Origin of the sequence: Micromonospora sp. NBC_01655, assembly GCF_026339755.1 — a bacterium.
In the GTDB taxonomy this organism is placed as follows: domain Bacteria; phylum Actinomycetota; class Actinomycetes; order Mycobacteriales; family Micromonosporaceae; genus Micromonospora.
On sequence record NZ_JAPEQF010000001.1, the window covers coordinates 4,787,752 to 4,809,980 of the forward strand.

Genomic DNA, 22,229 nt, shown 5'->3' on the forward strand with positions numbered 1-22,229 from the left:
GTTTCCCCACGCCGCCGGGCCGGGCGGCGTACGGCGTGCGCGGGGGCCGTCAGCCGCGACAGATCCTCACGTCCGGTTGGACGTCCAGCTTGTTGAAGACGTTGTCCACCCGGCCGATGCCCGCCTTCTCCTCGATCGGTCCGGCGTTGACCAGGTCCAGGAAGGCGTTGATCACCTTCACCAGGCCGGCGGGGATGCGGTAGCCGACGCCGTAGTCCAGCCACAGCCCGAGCTGGGTGCTGCGGCACAGCTCGATCGGCGCGCCCAGGGCGGAGCCGACGGTCAGTCCCGCCGTGGCGGTGACCGTGGCGTACAGCCCGGAGGTGAAGCCGAGGATGCCCAGGCCGACCCGGAACGCCGCCTGGTAGTGGACGATGATCCCGCTGACCCCGACCGACGGGCCGTAGATCGAGTCGGTGATGCTGTTGCGGACGGTGAGGTTCCAGGGTTTCGTGACGCCGAACGCGCCGTCGGCGTAGCCGAACCCGAGGTCGCCGCCCAGCGACCACTCGCCGGCCGCCTTGATGTTGCCGTCCCTGGAGCTGAACGCCGTCTGCACCCCGACGAGTTGGTTGGCGGTGACGGAGAACGGCACGCCGAGGATCTCACCGACCGGCACGCTGAAGTCCAGCGGGATCGGGATCCGCTTGTTGATGTTGCGCCCCGCGTCGGTGGCGCCCGCGATCTCGATCCGCAGCCCGGCCATGCCCGCGATCCGAAGTTCCGCCCGACGTACCGCACCGCCCCGGATCTCCAGGTGGAACCGGGCCGACGGGCTCTTCATCAGCAGGGTCACCGTGCCTGCGACGCGGATCCCGCCGCCGTCGTAGCTGAACCGCGCGCCGACGCCGTCGGCGCAGCAGACCGGGGTGACCGCGAACCCGGCGGCCCGCCGCCGGGCCACCACGGGCATCATGCGCCCGCCGCCGCCCGCGCCCGACTCGGCGTCGTACTCGGCCCAGAACGGCGTGCCCGCGTCGTACCGGGTCGGGGAGTCGAGGGAGACCGGGCGGTCGCCGGCGAAGGTGCCGTCGCGGATCACCTCGGTGATGTCCACCGGCCCGAGGGTCACCGCCAGGTCGTCCCCGGCGCGGCGAACGTCCAGCACCCGCCCGACCGCCCGCCCGGTGAGGAACATGACCCGGCCCCGGGCGAGCTGGTCGGCGCCGCTGGCGGCGGGATCGATGCGCCAGGTGAGCGCGTCGTCGGACAGGCCCCGCACCGACCCGCCGCCACCGCCCACGAACACCACGTCGGGCTGGTAGGTCACCTGCGGATCGCGGGCCGGCGCCGCCCCGTACCGCTGGTCGCCGGTGGCGGGTGGGCCGGGTGGCGTGGGGCCCGGTCCCGACCGACCGCAGGCCGCGGGCAGCAGCAGGACCGCCGCGAGCAGCGCCGCCGTCGCGCGGCCACGCCGGGTCCCGGATGCCGGCATGTTGACTCCCTCGCAGCTCAGAGCCGGCCGGCGACCGTACGGGCCAGGTCCGCCAGGGGCTTGTGGTACCTCGCCGGGTCGTCGGTGCGGACCAGCCGGATGGAGACCCACACCCCGCCCTTGTTGACGAAGACCGTGCCGTCCTCCGCGTACGCCTCGTCGCCCGCGCCGGCGATCGGGGTGAACTCGTGCCCGAGTTCGCGTTCGATGTCGAGGAACTTCTTCGCGCCGTCGCCGACGAACACCTCCACCTGGGCGGTGGGGCCGGTGACCGGTCCGGTGTAGGTGCAGGTCTCCCGGATCGCCACCGGGTCGTCGAGCGGGGTGCCGGCCAGCTTCTCGGCCTCCCGCTTGGACACCAGGTCGCAGGCGTCGACCGGGGGCGCTGCCGGCGGTTCCTCCGGCGCCTGCGAGGTGGCGGTGGGCAGCGGGTCGCCGCCCGGCGGCGGGGTGGCCGCCAGGCCCGGGCCGCCGCCCGCCGCCGGGGCGGCCCCGCCGTCGCCGGCTCCGCCGACGCCGACCATGCCGCAGCCGGCGAGCGCGGTGACCGTCAGCCCGGCGACGGCGACGGCGACGGCGCGGCCGGGGCCGGTGCGCCGCCGAGAGGTTGCGGGATACGTCATCGTGGGTTCACTTTCCTGTCCTGGACCGGCGTCACAGCGGGAGGGCGTCGAGCAGTTCGCGCAGCGTCCGCTCGTACCCGTCGGGGCTGGCGCCGAGCCGTTCGAAGCTGCTCAGGATCACGGTGTAGCTGCCGGCGCCGCTGACCACGACGGCCTCGGCCTCGATGTCCTTGACCGCCAGGTACGCCTTCTCCCCCTTGTCGACGTCCGTCACCTCGCGGTACACCTTCGTGGCCTGGTTCCGCTGGTAGTCGTAGGTGCTGCCGCCGGCCAGCCGGGAGGCGGTGGTGACGGTGAGCTGGGCGACGCCCTTGCCGTCCCCGAACGAGCAGTTGCCCTGGTCGACCATGGCTTGGCCGACGATCTCGGACACCCGGGTCGCGGTGAACGGGCACGGGGGCGCGGGCGCGTCCGCCACGTCCCCGCCGGCGTCCACCTCCACGCCCGCCCCGGTGGCCGGGTCGGTGCCGCCGGTGTCCTCGGCGCCGCACCCGACGAGCGGGAGAAACAGGAACGAGCACAACACGGGTACGAGCAGACGGCGCACGGTCATGGGCCGAGGTTAGGCCGCCGCGGGCGGCGAGGAATCGGGTGTTTCCCTATCCGCCGACGTCGCCCATGGTCGGCGCGTCGCCCCTGGTCATGGCGGCGCCCAGTTCGGCTCGGGTGGTGATGCCGAGCTTGCGGTAGATCCGGGCGAGGTTCGCCTCGACGGTCTTCGGGCTGACGAACAGCTCGTCGGCGATGGCCCGGTTGGTCCGCCCGCGCGCCGCGAGCCGGGCCACCCGTTCCTCGGTGGCGGTGAGGTGCCGGGGCGTCGGCGGGCGGCCACCGACGCGGGCCAGTTCCGCCCGGGCCCGGTCCGCGAACGCCGCCGCGCCGATCGCGGTGAACTCCCCGACCGCCGCCTCCAACGCCTGCCGGGCCGGCAGCTTGCGGCGGGACCGGCGGTGCACGATCCCGGCGACGAGCAGGCAGCGGGCGCGGTCCAGCGGCAGCACCGCCGGTGGCACGGCGTCCCGCGCCGCCGCCAGCGCGTCGAGCGCGTCGCCGGGGTCGACGCCGGTGGCGCTGTCCAGCAGCGCCCGGGCCCGGGCGGAGCCCAGGGTCGTCCAGGGCCGCGGCAACCGGTGGTGCCGGGCCGTCAACCGGTCCAGCACGGCCGCCGCCCGGTCGAGATCCCCCGCTCCGACGCACGCCTCGATCCAGTCCGGCTCGAACCGCATGGCGAGCGGCTCCACCAGGCCGGTCCCGTCGATCGTCGCGGCCAGGCTGGAGTACGCGGCGGCGGCCTCCACCATCCGGCCGGCGCTTAGGGCCACGAACCCGGCAAGCTGCTGGTGGATCCGCCGGCACCAGTCGTCGTCCAGTTCGTCGGCGAGCCGCAGGCCGGACTCGGCCACCCGGGCCGCCTCGGCCAGCCGGCCCCGGTGCGCGTCGAGCAGTCCGGCCAGCCAGGTCTCGCCGACCAGGCCGGTGCCGAGCTGGTCACCGAGCTCCCGGGCCGCGGTGATGTGCCGCTCGGCCTCGGCCCAGCGGCCGGCCAGCAGCTCGGCCTCTCCCAGGTGGGAGAGCAGCTCGTGTTGCAGCGGCTCGTCGCCCCGGGCCTCGGCGCGGCCGAGCATCCGGTGCAGCCGCCGCCGGGCCCGCTCCGCGTCGTCGATCGCCTTCCACCAGATGGCGGGCACCGTGCCCGCCAGCCAGGCCGGTTCGTCGCCCTCCAGGCGCAGGGCACGGTCCAGCAGGTCGGTGCGCGGCGCCCGGCCCAGCCGTACCTCCTGGAAGAAGAGCAGGACCAGGGCGGCGGCGAGCAGTTCGTGGTCGTCGTCGCGCCCGTCCAGCAGCACGGCGGCGGCCTCGGCGTGCGCCCGGCCCTGCTCCGGGCGGTCGTCGAAGACGGCGAGGTGGGCGTGGATGCGGCCGGCCAGGGCCGAGCCGGGCCGGGCCGCCGCCAGCGCCCGGGTGCCGTTGTCCACCGCCACCCGGCCGGCCTCACCGCCGCACCAGGCCACCACGGCGCGCAGCAGCAGCGACTCCGCCCGTACGTCATCGGTGAACTCGGCCGCGACCGCGTCGGCGGCGGTGCGGGCCGCCGGGAAGTCCCCGCTGTCGAACCGGCAGCGGGCCGCCGCCAGCCGCCGGTGGCCCAGCCAGTCCCGGTCGTCGGCCGGGGTGAGCTGGGCGGCGCGCTCGTAGAGCTGGGCGGCGAAGTCGGGCGCGCCCCGGCTGTGCCACCGGCCGGCCGCGGCGGTAAGGGTCTCCGCGACGGTCGGGTCGGGATCGGTCGTGCAGAGCCCGAGGTGCCGCGCCCGCTCGTCCTGGTCGGTGACCAGGCCGGCGAGCTGCCGGTGCAGCCGGCGACGGACCCCGGGCGGGATGCCGGCCCGGACCGCCGCCGCGTACACCGGGTGGGTGAACCGCACCCCGGTCGGCGTCACGACGAGCAGCCCGGCCTCCTCGGGCGCGTCCAGCGCGGCGGTGGACACCCCCGCCGCCGCCAGGTCGACGACGGCGGGCACGGTCAGCAGCGCGGCCAGCCGCACCGCGGCGCGGCTCTCCGACGGCAGCCCGGCGAGGACGTCCGCGAGCAGGTGGTGCATGGACGCCGCCACCGGCAGGTCCTCACCGGGCGAGGGCTGGCGCGGCAGGCGTTGCAGGGCGCGCACCACCTCGATGGCCAGCAGCGGGTTGCCCTCGGCCTCCCGGGCTACCCGGACGAGCATCGGCCGGCTGAGCGTGACGCCGAGCCGCTCCCGCAGGACGTGGTGCAGCGCGCCGACGTCGAGCGGAGGCACCTCGACCCGGCCGAGCCGACCACCGTCGCGGCCCTCGTCGAGCCCGAGCGGCACCTCCCCGGGGGCGGTCCCGCCGGGCCGGCGGCTCGCCAGGGTGGCCAGGCCGGTCACCCGGCGCAGCGCGAACCGCAACGCGCGTTCACTGGGCCGGTCCAGCCAGGGCGCGTCGTCCACCGCGACGAGCACCGCCGGGTGGGTGTTCGCCGCCGTCGCGGCCTCCAGCAGCGACCGGGTGGCCGCCCCGACCACCCGTACGTCGACCGTCTCGTCGGCGTCGCCGGACAGCAGCACCACCTCGGCCGCGACCCGCTGCGGCCGGGGCAGCTCGGCCACCCGGTCGGCGAGCGGGCCCAGCAGGTCGGCCAGGGCGGCGTACGGCAGCTCGGTCTCGGCCTCGGTGGGCGCGCAGCTCAGCACCAGCCAGCCGGCGCGTGCCGCCTCGGCGACCAGCGCGCGCCACAGTTCGGTCTTGCCGATGCCGGCGGGCCCTTCCAGCAGCACCGGTCCGGGGCGGCCCAGCAGCCGCCAGGCCTGGTCGAACACCTCGTCCCGCCCGACGACGCCGTGCCGCATGGAGGAAGTCTGGCACCCGCCGCGAACGGTGGGAATCCCGCCTACGGCTGACCGGCCCAGGCCCGGCGGACGAGGTCGGCGTCCCGCCCGCGCGCCGTGTCCCGGTTCATTCCGGACGGGTTCGCCGCTGCGGTGGAGCTGGTTCGTCCGGGCGTTGCCGGGGGGACAGCCAGCCGAGGAAGCGGGTGTGCAGCACGCCCGGGGCGGGCGGCGGCTGCGGCGGCGGTGGCTTCCTGGCCCGGTACTCACGGCAGCGTACGCATCCGCAGCGCGATCCACGGCGCGACCGGTGCCGGCTTGACCTGTGCGGCATGGCTCTCCCCTTTCGACTCCGCTGGGGGCCGCCCCGCGCCGGGTGCGCGGGGCGGCCGACGGGCGCGACCGCCGGGCCTACTGCCTCCACCTGGCCACCCGGCTGGCCCGCCAGGACATCCTGCGCCGCGACGACCCGCCGCAGTTCACCGCCGTCGTCGACGAGGCGGTGCTGCGCCGGCCGGTCGGCGGCCCGGAGACCATGCGCGGTCAGTTGCACGCCCTGGTCGCGGCGTGCGGGCAGCCGCACGTGCGGGTGCACGTCGTGCCGTCCCGGGTGGGCGCGTACGCCGGCCTGAACGGGCCGTTCGTCATCGCGGCCAGCGTGGACCACCGGCTCGCCGGCTACCTGGACAACCAGCTCCAGGGACAGGTGGTCAGCGACCCGGACGACATCGCGGCGATACTGGGGGCGTGGGAGAACGTGCGCGGCGAGGCGCTGTCCCACTGGCAATCGGTGGACCTGATCACGGAGGTGGCGCAGACATGGACCTGACCGGCGCGCGGTGGCGCAAGAGCAGCCGCAGCAGCGGCAACGGCGGCGCCTGCGTCGAGGTGGCCGACAACCTCCCGGGCGTCGTCGGCGTACGCGACAGCAAGGACCCGACCGGCCCGGCCCTCACCTTCCCCCCGGCGGCGTGGCGCACCTTCGTCGCCCGGGTCGCCGGCCGGAGCTGACCCGCCGGTAATTCCCGGCGTCCCGGGAGACGGTCGCGGTACGGTCCGCCGATGGACGACGGGGACGGGTACTTCGGGGAGCGGGTGGCGGCGAGGTACGACGACCCGGCGGACGAGCGGTTCGACCCGGGCGTGGTGGCCGCCACGGTGGACGTGCTGGCGGAGCTGGCCGGCGGCGGCCGGGCCCTGGAGCTGGGTGTCGGGACGGGACGGATCGCGCTGCCGCTGGCCGGTCGCGGGGTGCCGGTGCACGGCGTCGACCTGTCCCGGGCGATGGTGGCCCGGCTGCGCGCCAAGCCCGGCGGCGACGCGATCGGCGTGACGATCGGCGACTTCGCCACGACCAGGGTGGCCGGGACGTTCTCGCTCGCCTACCTGGTCTACAACACGATCATGAACCTGACCAGCCAGGCGGAGCAGGTGGCCTGCTTCCGCACCGTCGCGGCGCACCTCGCGCCGGGCGGCTGCTTCGTCGTCGAGGTGGAGGTGCCGCTGCTGCGCAAACTCCCGCCCGGCGAGAACGTCGTGCTGTGGCACACCGGCCCGACCCGGTGGGCGTACGACGTCTACGACACCGCGACCCAGGCGACCAGCTCGAACTACGTCAAGGTGGTCGACGGGCGCGGCGAGTTCCGCTCGATCCCCTTCCGGTACGTGTGGCCCGCCGAACTGGACCTGATGGCCCAGCTCGCCGGGCTACGCCTGCGCGACCGCTGGGCGGGCTGGGCCGGGGAGCCCTTCACCCACGAGAGCACCGGGCACGTCTCGATCTGGGAGAAGCCGGCGTCGCGGGTCAGTCCCACTGGCTCTGGTTGAGGAACCGGGCGAAGCCCCGCCAGGAGTTCGGTCCCATCGCTCCGTCGATCGGGCCGGTGTAGCCCCAGCCGGCGGCGAGTCGCTGGACGGCCTTCCAGGTGTTGGTTCCGGGTACGCCGTCGATCGGGCCGGTGTAGCCGTAGCCGCGCATGGCCCGTTGCAGTGCCGCGTAGGTGTTCACGCCGGGTACGCCGTCGATCGGGCCGATGTAGCCCGAGGTGATCCGCAGCCAGTTCTGCATTCGCTTGTAGAAGATGGGGCCCGGGATGCCGTCCTGCTCGGTCGACGTCTTGGGCAGGCCGCCGCCGGGGTTCTGGCCGATGTAGGTCAGCGGGTTGATGCGTACCCCGCTCGGGTTGATCATGTGCCAGTGCAGGTGCGGGCCGGTGGAGCTGCCGGAGCCGGGGGCGCCGACAGCACCACCCGAGCGTCCCACGATCGTACCGGCGCCGACCGCGGCACCGTTGCCCAGCAGGAACTGCGACAGGTGCATGTACTGGCTGCGGTATCCGTCCGCGTGGTAGATCGTGACGGTGTGCCCGCCCGTACCGTTGTTCGGGATGTTCTGGATCGTGCCGGCGCCGCAGGCCGGCAGGTTGGTGCCGACCCCCATCCCGAAGTCGATGCCGCCGAGCGAGCCGCTGTTGAGGTGGTCCTGCCAGGTTCCGGTGATCGGGTAACCGGTGAACGGGTTGTAGATCGCCGGCGCGGCGTGGGCGATTCCGGGCAGGCCGACGACACCGCCGACGGCGAGGGCGCCGGTGGTCAGGGCGGTGCCGCGCAGCAGCGTACGGCGGCTGAGCCCGACCGGCGTCCGGTCCTCTTCACCGCCGCAGCAGCCGGACGGGAATTCAGGGTCCATAATCGTTCCTCCGTGCGGTCGCAGGTGATCATTGACCAGGGTCATTGCGTTGTCGCGGGTGCGGTCCCCGGTCGGCCGGGGACCGTGGCCCGGACGGAGCCGTGGGCGCGGCGGCTCGATGCCGTGGTACGCCGCCTATGGAGCTGAGTCGTCCACGTCATCACCGCCGGTCGGGCCACTGCCGTCGCGTCACCCACCACCCCGTCGGGCCGTCCGCCTGCGGTCGCCGATCGCGACGGGCGTGGGTGATGTCGTGTTCGACTCAGCTCCAAAGGAGCCGGTAGGCATACCTGCGGTGGAGCGACGCCCCACGCCAGGAACCCCCCGGACTCCCTGATCAAAGCGCTCCCGCCCGACTTCGCAATCACCCTGGATCATTGGCGAGCCGAGAATAGCCCACAATGCGATGTGCATCAATGCAAGAGATAAGGGTTGAATCGGTGCTCCGCCGGCGACTTCGACCAGCGACGCTCGCCGGGACGCGCCAACGACGGCAGCCACCCCGGAGAGCCGACCCTGGGCGGCCGCCGAGGCCGGGAGCGGATCGGACCGGGTGATGAAAACGTGCCCCCAACCCTCCCTATCGTTCCCTGACATGCCTATGATTGGGCACGATGAAGGAAGAAATCTACTCGGTCGAGCAGGTGGCCGAGCTGCTCGGCCTGCACGTGCGCACGGTGCGCGGCTACATCCGCTCGGGCCGGCTCGCGGCGGTGCGGATCGGCAAGCAGTACCGGATCGCCCGCGCCGATCTCGACGCGCTGACCGGGCGGTCCCGGCCGGCGGCGGCCCGAGCCGGCGGCGCGTCGGTGGAGGTGTCCAGCATCGTGCAGGTCGACGGCGTCGACCGGGCGGCGGCCGACCGGCTGGGCACGCTCGTCCTGGCCGCAGCGAACACCAACCACGACCCCGCGCGCCCGCTACGCGTCCAGACCGTTTACGACGAGGAACGAGACCGGATGAAGATCGTGATCCTGGGCGCCGCCGGCGCCACCGCCGACCTGCTGCGCCTGGTCGACGCCGTGCTCGACGGCGACAACGGCCTGTTCGCCGGGGCGGTCGAGCATGCCTGACGAGGTACGGGAGCTGGCCGGGGTGACCGTGCTGGTCTGCGACCCGGCCGGCCCGCCGGTGGCGACCGTGCAGGACGCGCTGGACCTGATCGGCGCGGCCTTCCTCGGCGCCCAGGTGGTGGCCGTGCCCGCGAGCCGGCTCAACGAGGACTTCTTCTCCCTGGGCACCCGGTTCGCGGGCGAGGTCATGCAGAAGTTCGTCAACTACCGGCTACGCCTGGCCGTCCTCGGCGACATCTCGCGGCACCTGGCGGCCAGCTCCGCCCTGCGCGCCCTGGTCCACGAGTCGAACCGGGCCGAGCACGTGTGGTTCCTGCCCGACCTCGACGCCCTCGAATCCCGGCTCACCACCCCAACCTGACCCCCACCCACCCCGCCCCTTCGCGCACGCGGAGCGGGTGGGCGGGGTGGTCAGGGGTTCAGGATCAGGCGGATCGGGTTGCCCTGCTTGGACTGCACCCGCGCCACCGCCTGCTCCGCCTCGGCCAGCGGCAGCACGTCGCTGATCGAGGCGGCCAGGTTCAGCCGGCCCTGCCCCGCCAGGGCGACGAGCTGCTCGACGTGCTCGGCCTCCGAGCCGTAGTGCCCGAGCAGCGCCTGCTGGAGGTAGTTGAAGGTGCTGTCCGAGGCGATGGTGACCGGTTTGTTGGCGATGCCGGCGAGCACCAGCCGACCCCGCCGGGTCAGGACGGTGAGCGCCTGCTCCCGTACCGGCGTGACCCCGGCGAAGTCGAAGGCGACGTCCAGGCCACGCCCGCCGGTCAGCTCAAGGACGGCGTCCCGGAACGCGGCGTCACCCGGGTCGAGGGCGGCGTCCGCGCCGAGGGCCAGCGCCCGCTCGCGGGCCGCCGCGAGAGGTTCCACCGCGATGACCGGAGCGGCCCCGACCAGCCGCAGCAACTGCACGGCGTGCGCGCCGAGGCCGCCGACGCCCCACACGCCGGCCGCCTCGCCGGGGCGGGTCCGGCCGGTATCGGTGACCGCCGCCCACGGGGTGGAGACCGCGTCGGGGATGATGCACGCCTGCTCGAAGGGCAGGTCGTCGGGGATCGGCACGATGGTGTCCTGACGGGCCACGGCGTACTCGGCCCAGCCGCCGTCGTAGTCGACACCACGGGTGAAGACGGTGCCCACGCGGTCCCGCTCCCCCGCCTGGAGCAGCACCCGCTGCCCCGGCTCCCAACCGTCGACGTCGTCACCGAGGGCGTCGACGACCCCCGCCACCTCGTGACCGAGGGTCACCACGTCGTCGGGCAGGTAGAGCGGGGTGAGGGTGCCGTCGATCAGGTGCACGTCGGACAGGCACACCCCGGCCGCCTCGACCCTGATCCGCACCTGTCCCCGGTCCGGCTCGGGGACCGGCACGGTCTCCATCCGCAGCCTCCGGTCCGCCACGTGCAGCCGTCCGGCCAGCATGTCCGCCACCACCAACACCACCCTTCCACCGATCGCGCCGGCATGATCGCCTCCCGCGAGGGTTACCCGGGACGGATCGGAGGATGCGCCGCGGGCGTACCGGATGGCGGTTTGCTGCGACGGCCCGCCCGGCGCGGGCGGTAGCATCCGCTCGGACCCCGGCCGAAGTGAGGACACCGCGTGGGCGTGCGATTCGAGGAACTGGCCTGGCGGGAGACCCCGATCGGCGAGATCAGCCTGCGCCGGCGGCACGACCCCGCGCTGGACCGCGAGGTGTACGAGGTCAAGCTGGACGACGAGTTCCTGATGTCCAGCCTGTTCCCGGTGGCGGAGATCGAGCTGGCCCGGCTGGGGCTGGCGCCGCTGGCCGGCGAGGCCCTCGACGTCGTGGTCGGCGGCCTGGGCCTCGGCTACACGGCCCGCACCGCCCTGGAAGACTCCCGGGTCCGCTCCCTGGTGGTGGTGGAGGCGATCGAGGACGTCATCGACTGGCACCGGCGGGGCCTGCTGCCGTTCGCGTCGGGGCTGGCCGACGACCCGCGCACCCGGTTCGTCCGGGCGGACTTCTTCGCGGCGGTGGCCGACGGAGCGGGCTTCGACCCGGACGAGACCGGCCGACGGTTCCACGCGATCCTGCTGGACGTGGACCACTCCCCCCGGCACGTGCTGCACCCGAGTCACGCCCCGTTCTACACGGCCGACGGCCTGCGCCGGCTCGCCGACCTGCTGCACCCGGACGGGGTCTTCGCGCTGTGGTCCAACGACCCGCCGGACACCGACTTCCAGCGAGTGCTCACCGGGGTGTTCCCGACCTCGCTGGCCCACGTCGTCCGTTTTCCCAACCCGTTGCAGGGCCGGGAGTCCGCCAACACCGTCTACGTCGCCCGCCGGTAGCCGACCAGCCCAACCGACACCGGCGGAACTGGACGCGGCAGGCATGGTGCCGGCCGGACCGGGAAAGGCGTCCGGGGCCGCCCACGGGCGGCCATCCGGCGACCCGCAGGCCACCGACCCGCAGGGTCGGGCCGAGAGGCGGGCGACGGCCCCGGCGCCCACCTTCGAGGAGATCCGAGTGCACGACACCGCCGACCGCCCCTGGCTGCGCAGCTACGGGCCCGACGTGCCGGCCACCGTCGCCGAGCCCGCCGGGTCGCTGGTCGGCCTGATCCGGGACGCAGCCCGCCGGTTCGGTCCCCGGGTGGCCCTGGACTTCTACGGCGCCACCACCACGTACGCGGAGCTGGCCGACCAGGTGACCCGCGCGGCGGAGGCGCTGCGCCGACTCGGCGTCTCCCGGGGCGACCGGGTGGCGCTGGTGCTGCCGAACTGCCCCCAGCACGCGGTCGCCTTCTACGCGACGCTGCGGCTGGGCGCGGTGGTGGTCGAGCACAACCCGCTCTACACCGCCGGAGAGTTGGATCGGCAGCTCACCGACCACGGTGCCCGGGTGGCGGTGGTCTGGGACAAGGTCGCCCCGCTGGTGCGCGACCGGGGCGCGGTGCGGACGGTGGTCGCGGTGGACCTCACCGCCGCGTTGCCCCGGGCGAAACGGTGGGCGCTGCGGCTGCCACTGCGCCGCACCAGGGCGACCCGGGCGGCGCTGACCGGCCCCGCCCCGGGGGCGCTGCGCTGGGCCGACCTGCTCGCCGCCGCGGAGCCGCTGCCCGCCGACCATCCCGCGCCCGACCCGGACGACACCGCGCTGCTCCAGTACACCGGCGGCACCACCGGGGCCCCGAAGGGCGCGATCCTGAGCCACCGCAACCTGCGCACCAACGCCGCGCAGGGCCGCGCGTGGGTGCCTGGCCTGCGCGACGGCGAGGAGACGGTGTACGCGGTGCTGCCGCTCTTCCACGTCTACGGCGTGACGCTCTGCCTGACCTTCTCGATGGGCATCGGCGCGACGATGGTGCTGTTCCCCCGCTTCGACGTCGACCAGGTCCTCGACGCGGTCCGCCGCCGCCCGCCGACCTTCCTGCCCGCCGTGCCGCCGATCTACGAGAAGCTCGCCGCCGCAGCCCGGGAGCGCGGCGTCGACCTCACCTCCCTGCGGTACGCCATCTCCGGCGCGATGGCCCTGCCGCCCGCCACGGTCGAGCTGTGGGAGTCGGTGACCGGCGGCCTGCTCGTCGAGGGGTACGGCATGACCGAGTCCTCGCCGATCACCCTGGCCAATCCGGTCTCCCCGGCCCGGCGGCCCGGCACCGTGGGGGTGGCGTTCCCCTCTACCGACGTACGCGTGGTCGATCCCGACGACCCGACGCGGGACCGGGGCCTCGGCGAGGCCGGCGAGCTGCTGGTCCGCGGCCCGCAGGTGTTCGCCGGCTACTGGCGGCGGCCCGAGGAGACCCCGCGGGCGCTGCTGCCCGGCGGCTGGCTGCGCACCGGCGACGTCGTCACGATGGACGCGGACGGCTTCGTCACCGTGGTCGACCGGATCAAGGAGTTGATCGTCACCGGCGGTTTCAACGTCTATCCGTCCGAGGTGGAGGACGCGCTGCGCCGGCTGCCCGGCGTCCGGGACGCCGCCGCGGTGGGCCTGCCGGGCGAACACGGTGCCGAGGAGGTCGTCGCCGCCGTCGTCCTGCGTCCCGGCGCGCACACCGACGAGGCCGCGTTGCGGGCCGGCTGCCGGGAGCGGCTGGCCGGCTACAAGGTCCCCCGCCGGGTGTTCGTGGTCGAGGACCTGCCCCGCTCGCAGTTCGGCAAGGTCCTCCACCGGGAGGTCCGCGACCGGCTGCGCGCCGGGCAGCCGCCCGCCCGGGCCTAGGTGACCGGCCGCGCCCGGCAGGGCTTGGAGGTGGTCATGCCGCCGGCCAGACCTCAGTCAGTAGGGTTGGCGAACAGGGGGCGGCCCAGGGAATCCCCTTAAGACGGTGCGCGTCGCGATCGCGGGTTTCCTCCGATGGAGGACGGACGACGGCGGTGGCAGCGTGGGGCACATGGCATCTCGATCCGTGCGAGGCTGGCGTCAGCTCGCCCTGTGGCTGCACGTGACGACCTCGGTGGGCTGGATGGCGCAGGCCCTGGCCATCTTCGTCCTGGTGACCACCAGCCTCACGACCCCGAGTCGGGACGTCGCCGTCAGCGCCACGGCCATGGCCCAGGTACTCGACGGCAGGCTGCTCGCGCCGCTGGCCAACGCCTCGGCGTTCACCGGGTTCATGCTCGCCGCCGCCACCCCGTGGGGGTTCTTCCGGTACCGCTGGGTGCTGGTGAAGTTCGCGATCACCCTGGTCCAGCTCCACCTGGGCATCTTCGTCCTCAGCGATGCCCTGGCCGGGTCCGCCTCGGCCGCCGCCGCGGGCCGGGCCGGGCCGGCCGTGCCGCTGGCTGCCGGATCCGCGCTGATGGCCGGGGCCATCGCGTTCCAGGCCTGGGTGTCGGTGGCCAAGCCCTGGTCGACCACCCGGTGGATGCCGAGGGACCGCCGCCGGGCCGCCCACGACACCGCGCCCCGCTGGGTCTTCGTCGCCACGGTCGCCGGAGTGGCGGCGGACCTCGCCGTCGCCGCGCTGCTCGGCCACCCCGCCCCGCTGGTCTCCCTGGCGATCCTCGGCACCTGGCTGGTGCTGCGCCGCCGGCGCGGCGGCGGCGGCGCCCGACCGGCTGCCCCGACCAGGCCCACCCCGGCCGGCGCGACGTCCGACCCGGCGGCCCCCGCTCGACCGGCGGGCTGACGGCGCGGGACGGGGTCAGGCCGGGGCGGGCGCGCCCTGCGGCGTGGCGTCGCGCTGCTCCCACGGTGCCGGCCGGCCGAAGCCGGAACCGAGCAGGCGGGTGTGGTTCCACCAGTCGTCGTCGGTCGCGTCGAGCTGGTCGAGCAGCAGCCGGGCCGGCGGGAACGGCCGGCCCGGCCGCAACTGCGCCAGGTCGGCCAGGCGCCGCCGGTCGGCCTGCGGGCCACCGGGGCGGTCCAGGCCGGCCAGGCCGGCGCGCAGGTTGTCGTACCAGGCCCGCTCGTCGTCGAGCACGGCGATCTCGTACGGGTTGACGGTGACGAACGCGCCCGGCATGGCCGCCACGCCCGCGCGCAGCAGCGCGGCGTGCCCGTCCAGCGGCCCCTCGTCGGCGAAGACGCGGGCCAGCACGGGCAGCGCCGCGTCGAGCTGGTCGAGCGCGCGCTGTTTCGGCGCGAGCGGAGCGGTGACCGTCACGTCCTCCTCGTCGTCGAAGTCGGCGGGGAACGTCGCGGTCACCAGGTCGCCCGGCCGGAACATCGCCAGCCACAGCAGCGGGACGCCGCACACGTCCTCGGCGAGCACCTGCCGGGCGATGTCCGGCACGTCCGCCCAGTCCGGGCAGATGCCCTCGTGGTCGGTGACGAAGAGGTAGCAGCGGTTGGCCATGCCGGGACGATAGCGCCCGGGTCGGACACCGGCCGCCCTACACCTCGGCGAGGGCGGGGGTGGGCAGGTCGTCGGCCGGGCGGCTGGCGGCCGGGGTGGCCCGGTCGGGCAGGGAGAGCCGGATGACCTTCCACCAGGCGGAGGCGACCTGCTTCGGCAGGGGCCCGGTGGTGTACGTCAGGCCGTACTTCGCGAACAGCGCGCGCACCTGCGGGGCGATCTCCTGGTAGCGGTTGCTCGGCAGGTCCGGGAAGAGGTGGTGCTCGATCTGGAACGACAGGTTGCCGGTCATGATGTGCATCAGCCGGCTGCCGCTGATGTTGGCCGAGCCGAGCATCTGCCGCAGGTACCACTCGCCCCGGGTCTCCCCCTCGATGGAGGTCTTCTCGAAGGTCTCCACCCCCTCCGGGAAGTGCCCGCACATGATCACCGAGTGGCTCCACAGGTTGCGGATCAGGTTCGCGGTGAAGGTGGCGGCCAGGGTGCTGAGGAACGACGGGCCGGACAGCAGCGGGTGGACGATGTAGTCCTTGAGGAACTGGCGGCGGATCTTGCGGCCGACCGCCCGGGCCCGGGCCCGGAACTCCGGGGCCTTGTGCCGTCCCTTGCGCAGGTTGCGGCCCAGCTCCAGGTCGTACGCGGCGATGCCGTACTCGAAGAAGCAGGCGTTGATCAGGTTCCACAGCGGCTGGCCGAGGTGGATCGGGTGCCACCGCTGGTCCTCGTCGACGCGCATGATGCCGTACCCGAGGTCGTTGTCCCTGCCGAGCACGTTGGTGTACGTGTGGTGCAGCTCGTTGTGCGAGTGCTTCCACTGCTCGGCCGGGGAGACGTGGTCCCATTCCCAGCTGGTCGAGTGGATCTTCGGGTCGCGCATCCAGTCCCACTGGCCGTGCAGGACGTTGTGGCCGATCTCCATGTTCTCCAGGATCTTGGCCACGGCGAGGCCGGCGGTGCCGACCAGCCAGGCCGGCGGGAACAGCGAGAACAGCAGCACGGCCCGGCTGCCCAGCTCCAGCCGGCGCTGGGTGGAGATCACCCGACGGATGTAGGCGGCGTCCCGTTCTCCCCGGCTGGCGATCACCCGGTCGCGGATGGCGTCGAGTTCCCGGCCCAGCGTCTCGATGTCCTCGGCGGTGAGGTGGGCGATCGGGTTGACGGGCTTCTTCTGGATCGCGGTCAAATCCGGTTCTCCTGTCAGAGGTCGATGTCGCAGGTACCGGCCGCCGCCGACACGCAGGTCTGGATGAGCACGCCGTCGCCGGGGACGGCGGTGGTGACGTCGCCGTTGCGCAGGTCGCGGACGGCGCCCTGGCGCAGCGGCACCACGCAGCCGAAGCAGATGCCCATCCGGCACCCGGACGGCATCAGCACCCCGGCGCCCTCACCCACGTCGAGCAGGGCGGTGCCGCCGTCGGCGCCGACGGTGACCCCGGCCCGGGTGAAGGTGACCGTGCCCCCGGCGCCGGGGGAGATCACCGTGGGCCGGAACCGCTCGGTGTGCAGCCGGTCGGCCACCCCGTGGCCGGCCCAGTGCGCCTCGATCGCGTCGAGCAGGCCGACCGGGCCGCACGCCCAGGTCTGCCGGTCGAGGTGGTCGGGCACCAGGTCGGCCAGCTCGGCCACGCCCAGCACGCCGTCGGTGTCGGTGTGCCGCTCGACGAGGCGGATCGCGCCCTGCCGGGCGAGGCCGCGCAGCTCGTCGGCGAACACCACGTCGGCCGGGGTCGGCGCGGAGTGCACCAGCACGACGTCGGCGGAACCGGTCGCGCCGGCGCGGAGCATCCCCATCACCGGGGTGACGCCGCTGCCGGCGGTGACGAACAGGATCCGCTCCGGGGCGGTCGCGGGCTGCACGAAGTCGCCCTGCGCCTGGTCGAGCTGGACCAGCGTGCCGGGCGTGGCCCTGCGGACCAGGTGGTTGCTGACCCGGCCGTCCGGGATCGCCTTCACGGTGACCGAGATCAGCCCGTCGCGGCGGCCGGGGACGGAGGTGAGCGAGTACGCCCGCCACTGGCGGACCCCGTCGACGTCCACGCCGAGGCGGACGTACTGCCCGGGGGTGTGCCCGCGCCAGCCCCGCCCGGGGCGGATGGTCACCGTCGCCGCGTCCCGGGTCTCGGGACGGACGTCGACGATCCGCCCGCGCAGGGCGGCCCCGGAGCGCAGCGGGGCGACCAGGTCGAGGTAGTCCTCGGGCAGCAGGGGCGTGGTGACCGTCTCGGCGAGCCGGAACAGCCTGTCCCGGACAGTGAGCTTGCCGGACGGGCGCGGGACGGTGGTGGTCATACGACCAGGGTGACGGGCACGATCGCATAACATCTTGGCCAAGGAAGGTGAAACAACCGCAGGGGTTTGTTCCGGGAGAACAATCGATGTCGGAAGGGTCCGGGACCAGCCGCCGCGCTGCCCACCTCGAACTGGACGAGCCGATGGCCGCCCGGCTGCGCGCCGCGCTGCCCCTGGTCGCCGAGCGTACGATCACCGCCATCACCGCCGAGGTGCCCGCCTACTCCGGCACCCTGACCGGGCAGATGCGGGAGAAGATCGAGAACGCGGTACGCATCGCGCTCGGCACGTTCCTCCAGCTCATCGGGCGTCCCCAGGCGTCGGACCCGAGCACCCCGCTGGCCCCGGCGCTGGAGGCCGCGTACGCGCTGGGCAGCGGCGAGGCCCGCTCCGGTCGCAGCATGGACGCGCTGCTGGCCGCGTACCGGGTGGGGGCGCGGGTGGCCTGGCGGGAGGTCTCCACCACCACCGTGCGCAGCGGCCTCGCCGCGGCGACCGTCGCCGAGTTCGCCGAGCTGATGTTCGCCTACATCGACGAGCTGTCCGCCGCCAGCGTGGCGGGGCACGCCGACGAGCTGGCCAGCGTCGGCCGGGCCCGCCGGCGGTCCCTGGAACGGCTGACCCAACAGCTACTGGCCGGCGAGGCCGAGGACGTGCTGCGGCGCGGCGCCGAGCGGGCGGACTGGCCGGTGCCGCAGACCCTGACCGTCGTGCTGCTGCCCCGCAGCGGCCTGCGCACCGTGCTGACCGCCCTGAGCCCGCACACCCTGGAGAGCGGGGAGGACATGCCGGGGGTGGACCCGACCGAGGAGCTGGCCGTGCTGCTCGTGCCGGACGCGCACGGCGGGCGGCGGCGGCAGCTCACCCGGGTGCTGCGCGGGCACCGGGCGGTGCTGGGGCCCGCCCGGCCGTGGCACCGGGTGGCCGGGTCGTACGAGCGCGCGACCCGGGCGCTGCTGCTCGGGCTGCCCCGGGCCGGCGCCGACGCGCCGCTGGACACCGAGCAGCACCTCGCCGAGCTGCTGCTCAGCACCGACCCGGAGGCCCTGGCCGACCTGCGCGCCCAGGTGCTGCGTCCGCTGGCGTCGCTGCCGCCGGCCACCGCCCACCGGCTCGCCGAGACGCTGCGCGCCTGGCTGCTGCACCAGGGCCGCCGCGACGACGTGGCGGCGGCCCTGTTCGTACACCCGCAGACCGTGCGCTACCGGATGGCCAAGGTGCGGGAGCTGTACGGCGAGCGGCTGCACGACCCGGCGACCGTGCTGGACCTGACGCTGGCCCTGGCGCTGCTTCCCGCCCCGGAGGAGGCGAGCTGAGCCGGCGCCGGGCCGGCACCGCGGCCGGAGAGCCCCGGTCGGTCCACTCCGTTCACAAAGAACCCTTTTGCGTATTATCAGGCGCTACGCTGGATCCGTGCGGAGAGTGCAGCTCGTAACCCTGCTGGGAGTGGCGCTGCTGGCCGCCCACGGCTGCACCGTCGCCGACGGCGAACAACGGAAGCCGCCCTCCGCCGCACCGGCGTCGACCGGGTCGCCCTTCGGCCCGCTGGTCGCGGGCATGCCGGCGTACCCGAAGGCGGGCGATGTCTACGCGGCCGTGGGACCGGGCATGCTGGCCGAGCCGGTGCGGTCCGACCGGGCCCTGGTCTACGTGCCCAACACCAAGAGCAACGACGTGTCGGTGATCGACCCGGCCACGTACCAGGTGGTCGACACGTTCCCCGGCGGCCCCGAGCCGCAGCACGTCGTGCCCGCCTACGACCTGCGGACGCTGTACGTGGCCTCCAGCAAGATTCCCGACGGCGGCCTGGTGCCCATCGACCCCCGCACCGGCAAGCCGGGGACGTTCCGGAAACTGGAGGACGTCTACAACCTCTACTTCACCCCGGACGGCCGGCAGGCCATCGTGGTCGCCGAGGCGTACCAGCGACTGGACCTGTACGACCTGGGCACCTGGCAGCGGACCCGGTCGGTGCGGTTCCCCTCGTGCGGCGGCATCAACCACATGGACTACTCCGCGAACGGAAAGGTCATGCTGTTCAGCTGCGAGTTCGCCAACCGCATGATCGTGCTGGACACCACCACGCTGGACAAGCTGCGCGAGTTCAGGCTGACCGAGACGCCCGACGGGATGCCGCAGGACACCCGGCTCACCCCGGACGGACAGCACTTCCTGGTCGCCGACATGCACGCCCACGGCGTGTACGTCTTCGACGCCCAGGCCACCCGGCAGACCGCGTTCGTTCCCACCGGCAAGGGCGCCCACGGCATCTACTTCAGCCGCGACGGAAGGCTCGCCTACGTCACCAACCGCGACGCCGGCAGCATCACCGTGCTCGACCTGGCCACCCTCAAACCCGTCACCACCTGGAAGATCCCCGGTGGAGGGAGCCCCGACATGGGCGGTCTCTCCGCCGACGGGGGCACCCTGTGGCTGTCCGGCCGCTTCCACAACGAGGTCTACGCGATCCGCACCAGCGACGGCAAGCTGCTCGCCCGGATACCGGTCGGCGCCGGCCCGCACGGGCTCACCGTCTGGCCCCAGCCCGGCCGCTACTCCCTCGGCCACACCGCCAACATCCGCTGACGTTCCGCGCCACCGGAGGGCGCCCGGCTGCTGCTCGCAGTGGTCGCCCCGGCCCGTGCCCAGTCGCGGGGTCGCAGGCGGCCCGGCGGCTGGTGCCGACGATCGGCGCCACCGGCCGGTGGGCGGCACGGGCCGGCCGGAGCCACGGGGGTCACGGGGCACGCAGGATGTACGCGACCGCCTCCCGGGCAGAGGTGGCCCGGGTCGGCGGGCCGACCAGGTAGTCGAGGACCCGCGCCCAGGACGGCACCACCAGCAGGTGACCGGCGTCCGGGACGACCTCCAGGCGGGCGTCGGGCAGCGCGTCGCGCCACCAGCGACCGTGCTCCGGGCCGGCCAGGGCGTCGTCGGCGCCGTACAGCAGCAGGGTGGCCGCGCGCACCTGGTCGGGCGTGAAGCCCCAGGGGCGCAGCACGTACCCGGCGATCTCGTCGACCAGCCCCCGCGCGCCCTGCGCGAACGCCGTGGCGAGCAGGTCGGCGAACTGCCGGGCGGCACCGGGGGTGGCCAGCGCGGCCTCGTCGGCCGGGCCCGCCCCGAGCAGCGTCCGCAACGCCTGCGGATCCTGCGGATCGGCCGGGACCAGGCCCGCGAGTTCGGCGTCGAGCCGGTCCCGGACCTGCTCGACCGGCTGGCCGCGCAGCGCCGCCAGCTGCTCCCGCTGCCCCGGGTCGACCCAGGGGACCTCCTCGTCCGGGGCGGGGGTGGCCAGCACCGCGAGCCGGCGCACCAGTTCCGGCCGGCGGGCGGCCAGCGCCAGGGCGACCCGGCCGCCGGCCGACCACCCGACCACCGGCACCGGGCCCAGGCCCCGCTGGTCCAGCAGTTCGGCGAGATCGTCGGCGGCGGACGGCACGTCGGCCCACCCGGTGGCCGGGTCGGAGCGGCCGTAGCCGGGCCGGTCGAGGGCGAGCAGGGTGACCCCGGCCGCGCGGGTGGCGGCCGGGTCGGGATCGAACGCTCCGGCGCCCGGGGCCGGGTGGCAGAACACCACCACCCGCCTGCCGGCCTCCGCACCGAGCCGGTGCACCATCGCCCGCCGACCGTCCCTGAGCGTGATGATCTCCCCGGTGCTGGACATGCGGCCGAGTCTGGCAGCGGTGTTCCGACCCGGAGCGGGAACTGCCGGGGATCACCCGGTCGGGTGACGCCCGCCGGCCGGGGCGGGGGCACTCAGGCCGGGGCCGCGCGGCGGACGGCGGTGAACAGGGCGGCCAGGGCGACCGCGACGCCACCGGTCCCGGCCAGGGCGAACGTCAGCGTGGTGCCGTGGTGCTGGGCCAGCCAGGTGAACGCCGCCGCGCCGAGGCCGCCGAGGGAGAAGTGGATCGTCCAGAACGCGGCGGTGACCCGGCCGAGCAGGTGCTCCGGCGTCACCTCCTGGCGCAGCGACAGCGAGCAGATGCCGCCGACGCTCAGGCAGCCGAAGTAGACCAGCAGCAGGGCGCCGACCTCGGCGGGCCGGCGGGTCGGCGCGAGCGCCACGACGGCGACGCCGGTGAGCGCCACCGCGCCGGTCCAGCACGCGGCGAAGCCGAACCGGCGGCGCAGCGAGGCGACCGCCAGCGAGCCGGTCACCGTCCCGGCCGCGCCGGCGGCCAGCACCAGGCCGACCGTGCCGTCGCTCTGGCCGAGCCCGTGCTTGAGGTGGTAGATCACCACGTCGTCCATGCCGTAGGTGAGCAGGATGAAGACGGTCAGCAGCCCGGTCAGCGGGCGCAGCACCGGGTGCCGCAGCAGGAACCGCGCCCCGGCGAGGAACTCCGCCCAGGGTCCCGTCCGTTCCCCCTGCTCGGCTGCTGCGGCGGTCCGCCGGGGCAGCCGGACCAGCGTCAGCAGGGCCGCGGAGAGCCCGAAGCTCGCGGCGTCGACGGCGATCGCGCCCGCCGGGCCGAGCCAGCCGGACACCGCGCCGGCCAGCGCCGGCCCCACGACGGAGGCCAGGGCGCCGCCCGCGTAAAGCCGGCCGTTCGCCCGGGTCAGCTCCGCGCCGGGGACCAGGCCGCGCATCGCGGTGACGGCGGCGACCTGGAACACCATTCCAATCGCCGCGGCCAGGGGCAGCAGCACGAACAGCGGCCAGACCGGCGGGGCCGGGGCCAGCCACCAGACCAGCGGGATCACCGCGAACAGCAGCATCCGCGCCGCGTCGGCGCCGATCAGCAGCGCCCGCCGGTCGCACCGGTCCACCACGACTCCGGCGAACAGGCCGGCGACCACCGCCGCCGTGCCGGACACGCCGGTGAGCAGGCCGGCCGTGGCGATCGAGCCGGTCGCGTCGAGCACCAGCAGCGGCACGGCGAGCTGGGCGAACGAGTCGCCGAGCACGGAGAGGATCTGCGCCGACCAGAACGCGTTGAAGCCGCGGCTGCGCCCCAGCGAGGCGGGCGCGGCCGGCTGCCCCGTGATCGTCACCGGGCCG

The 22,229-nt window shown here is 74.6% G+C and carries 21 protein-coding genes; 10 read left to right on the forward strand and 11 right to left on the reverse strand.

The window, feature by feature from the left end; genetic code table 11:
- Window positions 1-49: 49 nt before the first annotated feature.
- Genes OOK41_RS21740 through OOK41_RS31945 form a run of 4 tightly spaced genes read right to left on the reverse strand, consistent with a single transcriptional unit; the run spans window position 50 to window position 5,426 of the window.
- Complete coding sequence (locus OOK41_RS21740; protein WP_266266505.1) at window positions 50-1,435, reverse strand: hypothetical protein; 1,386 nt, start codon at window positions 1,433-1,435, stop codon at window positions 50-52.
- Window positions 1,436-1,452: 17 nt separating this feature from the next.
- The gene (locus OOK41_RS21745; protein ID WP_266266506.1) at window positions 1,453-2,058 is read right to left on the reverse strand and encodes a hypothetical protein; all 606 of its coding nucleotides are present in this window, start codon (window positions 2,056-2,058) and stop codon (window positions 1,453-1,455) included.
- A 31-nt stretch (window positions 2,059-2,089) separates the two neighbouring features.
- Window positions 2,090-2,611 (reverse strand): hypothetical protein, encoded by a 522-nt coding sequence (locus OOK41_RS21750; RefSeq protein WP_266266507.1) that lies wholly within the window; start codon window positions 2,609-2,611, stop codon window positions 2,090-2,092.
- 46 nt (window positions 2,612-2,657) lie between these two features.
- On the reverse strand, window positions 2,658-5,426 hold the full coding sequence (locus tag OOK41_RS31945) for an AAA family ATPase (protein WP_323136205.1): 2,769 nt from the start codon (window positions 5,424-5,426) through the stop codon (window positions 2,658-2,660).
- 355 nt (window positions 5,427-5,781) lie between these two features.
- On the opposite strand from OOK41_RS31945, the gene OOK41_RS21765 reads away from it, so the two are divergent.
- The 3 genes from OOK41_RS21765 to OOK41_RS21775 are packed head-to-tail and all read left to right on the forward strand — an operon-like array spanning window position 5,782 to window position 7,232.
- Complete coding sequence (locus tag OOK41_RS21765) at window positions 5,782-6,234, forward strand: DUF5753 domain-containing protein (RefSeq protein ID WP_266266508.1); 453 nt, start codon at window positions 5,782-5,784, stop codon at window positions 6,232-6,234.
- A complete protein-coding gene (locus OOK41_RS21770; protein ID WP_266266509.1) occupies window positions 6,225-6,416 on the forward strand; it encodes a DUF397 domain-containing protein in 192 nt (63 codons plus the stop codon). The genes OOK41_RS21765 and OOK41_RS21770 overlap by 10 nt, the downstream gene beginning before the upstream one ends.
- A 51-nt stretch (window positions 6,417-6,467) precedes the next feature.
- Window positions 6,468-7,232 carry a class I SAM-dependent methyltransferase gene (locus OOK41_RS21775; RefSeq protein ID WP_266266510.1) on the forward strand — a complete coding sequence of 255 codons (765 nt, stop codon included), beginning with the start codon at window positions 6,468-6,470 and terminating at the stop codon, window positions 7,230-7,232.
- Here OOK41_RS21775 and OOK41_RS21780 read toward each other — a convergent pair.
- Window positions 7,210-8,094 carry a peptidoglycan DD-metalloendopeptidase family protein gene (locus tag OOK41_RS21780; protein ID WP_266266511.1) on the reverse strand — a complete coding sequence of 295 codons (885 nt, stop codon included), beginning with the start codon at window positions 8,092-8,094 and terminating at the stop codon, window positions 7,210-7,212. The two genes, OOK41_RS21775 and OOK41_RS21780, sit on opposite strands and share 23 nt — an antisense overlap.
- A gap of 614 nt (window positions 8,095-8,708) precedes the next feature.
- On the opposite strand from OOK41_RS21780, the gene OOK41_RS21785 reads away from it, so the two are divergent.
- Both OOK41_RS21785 and OOK41_RS21790 read left to right on the forward strand, forming a co-directional pair.
- Window positions 8,709-9,167, forward strand: a complete 459-nt coding sequence (locus OOK41_RS21785; RefSeq protein WP_117667835.1) for a helix-turn-helix domain-containing protein — start codon at window positions 8,709-8,711, stop codon at window positions 9,165-9,167.
- Window positions 9,160-9,528 carry a DUF4180 domain-containing protein gene (locus tag OOK41_RS21790; protein ID WP_117667836.1) on the forward strand — a complete coding sequence of 123 codons (369 nt, stop codon included), beginning with the start codon at window positions 9,160-9,162 and terminating at the stop codon, window positions 9,526-9,528. The genes OOK41_RS21785 and OOK41_RS21790 overlap by 8 nt, the downstream gene beginning before the upstream one ends.
- 50 nt (window positions 9,529-9,578) lie before the next feature.
- Here OOK41_RS21790 and OOK41_RS21795 read toward each other — a convergent pair whose 3' ends face one another.
- Window positions 9,579-10,595 carry a zinc-binding dehydrogenase gene (locus OOK41_RS21795; RefSeq protein WP_266266512.1) on the reverse strand — a complete coding sequence of 339 codons (1,017 nt, stop codon included), beginning with the start codon at window positions 10,593-10,595 and terminating at the stop codon, window positions 9,579-9,581.
- A gap of 168 nt (window positions 10,596-10,763) precedes the next feature.
- Here OOK41_RS21795 and OOK41_RS21800 point away from each other — a divergent pair, with 168 nt between their 5' ends.
- The 3 genes from OOK41_RS21800 to OOK41_RS21810 all read left to right on the forward strand — a co-directional run bounded on the left by OOK41_RS21800 (window position 10,764) and on the right by OOK41_RS21810 (window position 14,263).
- Window positions 10,764-11,477, forward strand: a complete 714-nt coding sequence (locus OOK41_RS21800) for a spermidine synthase (protein WP_117667837.1) — start codon at window positions 10,764-10,766, stop codon at window positions 11,475-11,477.
- Window positions 11,478-11,655: 178 nt separating this feature from the next.
- Window positions 11,656-13,353 carry a long-chain-fatty-acid--CoA ligase gene (locus tag OOK41_RS21805; RefSeq protein WP_266266513.1) on the forward strand — a complete coding sequence of 566 codons (1,698 nt, stop codon included), beginning with the start codon at window positions 11,656-11,658 and terminating at the stop codon, window positions 13,351-13,353.
- A gap of 172 nt (window positions 13,354-13,525) precedes the next feature.
- Window positions 13,526-14,263 (forward strand): hypothetical protein, encoded by a 738-nt coding sequence (locus OOK41_RS21810; protein ID WP_266266514.1) that lies wholly within the window; start codon window positions 13,526-13,528, stop codon window positions 14,261-14,263.
- A 15-nt stretch (window positions 14,264-14,278) separates the two neighbouring features.
- Here OOK41_RS21810 and OOK41_RS21815 read toward each other — a convergent pair whose 3' ends face one another.
- Genes OOK41_RS21815 through OOK41_RS21825 form a run of 3 tightly spaced genes read right to left on the reverse strand, consistent with a single transcriptional unit; the run spans window position 14,279 to window position 17,221 of the window.
- On the reverse strand, window positions 14,279-14,932 hold the full coding sequence (locus OOK41_RS21815; RefSeq protein WP_266266515.1) for a hypothetical protein: 654 nt from the start codon (window positions 14,930-14,932) through the stop codon (window positions 14,279-14,281).
- Window positions 14,933-14,969: 37 nt separating this feature from the next.
- Window positions 14,970-16,115 carry an acyl-CoA desaturase gene (locus tag OOK41_RS21820; protein ID WP_266266516.1) on the reverse strand — a complete coding sequence of 382 codons (1,146 nt, stop codon included), beginning with the start codon at window positions 16,113-16,115 and terminating at the stop codon, window positions 14,970-14,972.
- 14 nt (window positions 16,116-16,129) lie between these two features.
- The gene (locus OOK41_RS21825) at window positions 16,130-17,221 is read right to left on the reverse strand and encodes a ferredoxin reductase (protein ID WP_266266517.1); all 1,092 of its coding nucleotides are present in this window, start codon (window positions 17,219-17,221) and stop codon (window positions 16,130-16,132) included.
- Between the two features lie 86 nt (window positions 17,222-17,307).
- Between OOK41_RS21825 and OOK41_RS21830 the strand changes: the two genes are divergently transcribed.
- The gene (locus OOK41_RS21830; protein WP_266266518.1) at window positions 17,308-18,537 is read left to right on the forward strand and encodes a CdaR family transcriptional regulator; all 1,230 of its coding nucleotides are present in this window, start codon (window positions 17,308-17,310) and stop codon (window positions 18,535-18,537) included.
- 97 nt (window positions 18,538-18,634) lie between these two features.
- On the forward strand, window positions 18,635-19,807 hold the full coding sequence (locus OOK41_RS21835) for a YncE family protein (RefSeq protein ID WP_243639399.1): 1,173 nt from the start codon (window positions 18,635-18,637) through the stop codon (window positions 19,805-19,807).
- A 151-nt stretch (window positions 19,808-19,958) separates the two neighbouring features.
- Here the strand turns inward: OOK41_RS21835 and OOK41_RS21840 are convergent, their stop codons facing one another.
- Together OOK41_RS21840 and OOK41_RS21845 are read right to left on the reverse strand one after the other, a co-directional pair.
- Window positions 19,959-20,888, reverse strand: coding sequence for an alpha/beta fold hydrolase (locus OOK41_RS21840; protein ID WP_117667842.1), 930 nt, complete (start codon window positions 20,886-20,888; stop codon window positions 19,959-19,961).
- A gap of 92 nt (window positions 20,889-20,980) precedes the next feature.
- Window positions 20,981-22,222, reverse strand: coding sequence for an MFS transporter (locus OOK41_RS21845; protein WP_266266519.1), 1,242 nt, complete (start codon window positions 22,220-22,222; stop codon window positions 20,981-20,983).
- Between the last annotated feature and the right edge of the window lie 7 nt (window positions 22,223-22,229).

Excerpts from the sequence above, each read along its gene's own strand:
- OOK41_RS21770 (WP_266266509.1), top strand. The coding sequence starts at position 6,225 with ATGGACCTGACCGGCGCGCGGTGGCGCAAGAGCAGCCGCAGCAGCGGC.
- OOK41_RS31945 (WP_323136205.1), bottom strand. The coding sequence starts at position 5,426 with ATGCGGCACGGCGTCGTCGGGCGGGACGAGGTGTTCGACCAGGCCTGG.
- OOK41_RS21825 (WP_266266517.1), bottom strand. The coding sequence starts at position 17,221 with ATGACCACCACCGTCCCGCGCCCGTCCGGCAAGCTCACTGTCCGGGAC.
- OOK41_RS21745 (WP_266266506.1), bottom strand. The coding sequence starts at position 2,058 with ATGACGTATCCCGCAACCTCTCGGCGGCGCACCGGCCCCGGCCGCGCC.
- OOK41_RS21785 (WP_117667835.1), top strand. The coding sequence starts at position 8,709 with ATGAAGGAAGAAATCTACTCGGTCGAGCAGGTGGCCGAGCTGCTCGGC.
- OOK41_RS21830 (WP_266266518.1), top strand. The coding sequence starts at position 17,308 with ATGTCGGAAGGGTCCGGGACCAGCCGCCGCGCTGCCCACCTCGAACTG.
- OOK41_RS21775 (WP_266266510.1), top strand. The coding sequence starts at position 6,468 with ATGGACGACGGGGACGGGTACTTCGGGGAGCGGGTGGCGGCGAGGTAC.
- OOK41_RS21780 (WP_266266511.1), bottom strand. The coding sequence starts at position 8,094 with ATGGACCCTGAATTCCCGTCCGGCTGCTGCGGCGGTGAAGAGGACCGG.
- OOK41_RS21750 (WP_266266507.1), bottom strand. The coding sequence starts at position 2,611 with ATGACCGTGCGCCGTCTGCTCGTACCCGTGTTGTGCTCGTTCCTGTTT.
- OOK41_RS21740 (WP_266266505.1), bottom strand. The coding sequence starts at position 1,435 with ATGCCGGCATCCGGGACCCGGCGTGGCCGCGCGACGGCGGCGCTGCTC.
- OOK41_RS21810 (WP_266266514.1), top strand. The coding sequence starts at position 13,526 with ATGGCATCTCGATCCGTGCGAGGCTGGCGTCAGCTCGCCCTGTGGCTG.
- OOK41_RS21840 (WP_117667842.1), bottom strand. The coding sequence starts at position 20,888 with ATGTCCAGCACCGGGGAGATCATCACGCTCAGGGACGGTCGGCGGGCG.
- OOK41_RS21815 (WP_266266515.1), bottom strand. The coding sequence starts at position 14,932 with ATGGCCAACCGCTGCTACCTCTTCGTCACCGACCACGAGGGCATCTGC.
- OOK41_RS21790 (WP_117667836.1), top strand. The coding sequence starts at position 9,160 with ATGCCTGACGAGGTACGGGAGCTGGCCGGGGTGACCGTGCTGGTCTGC.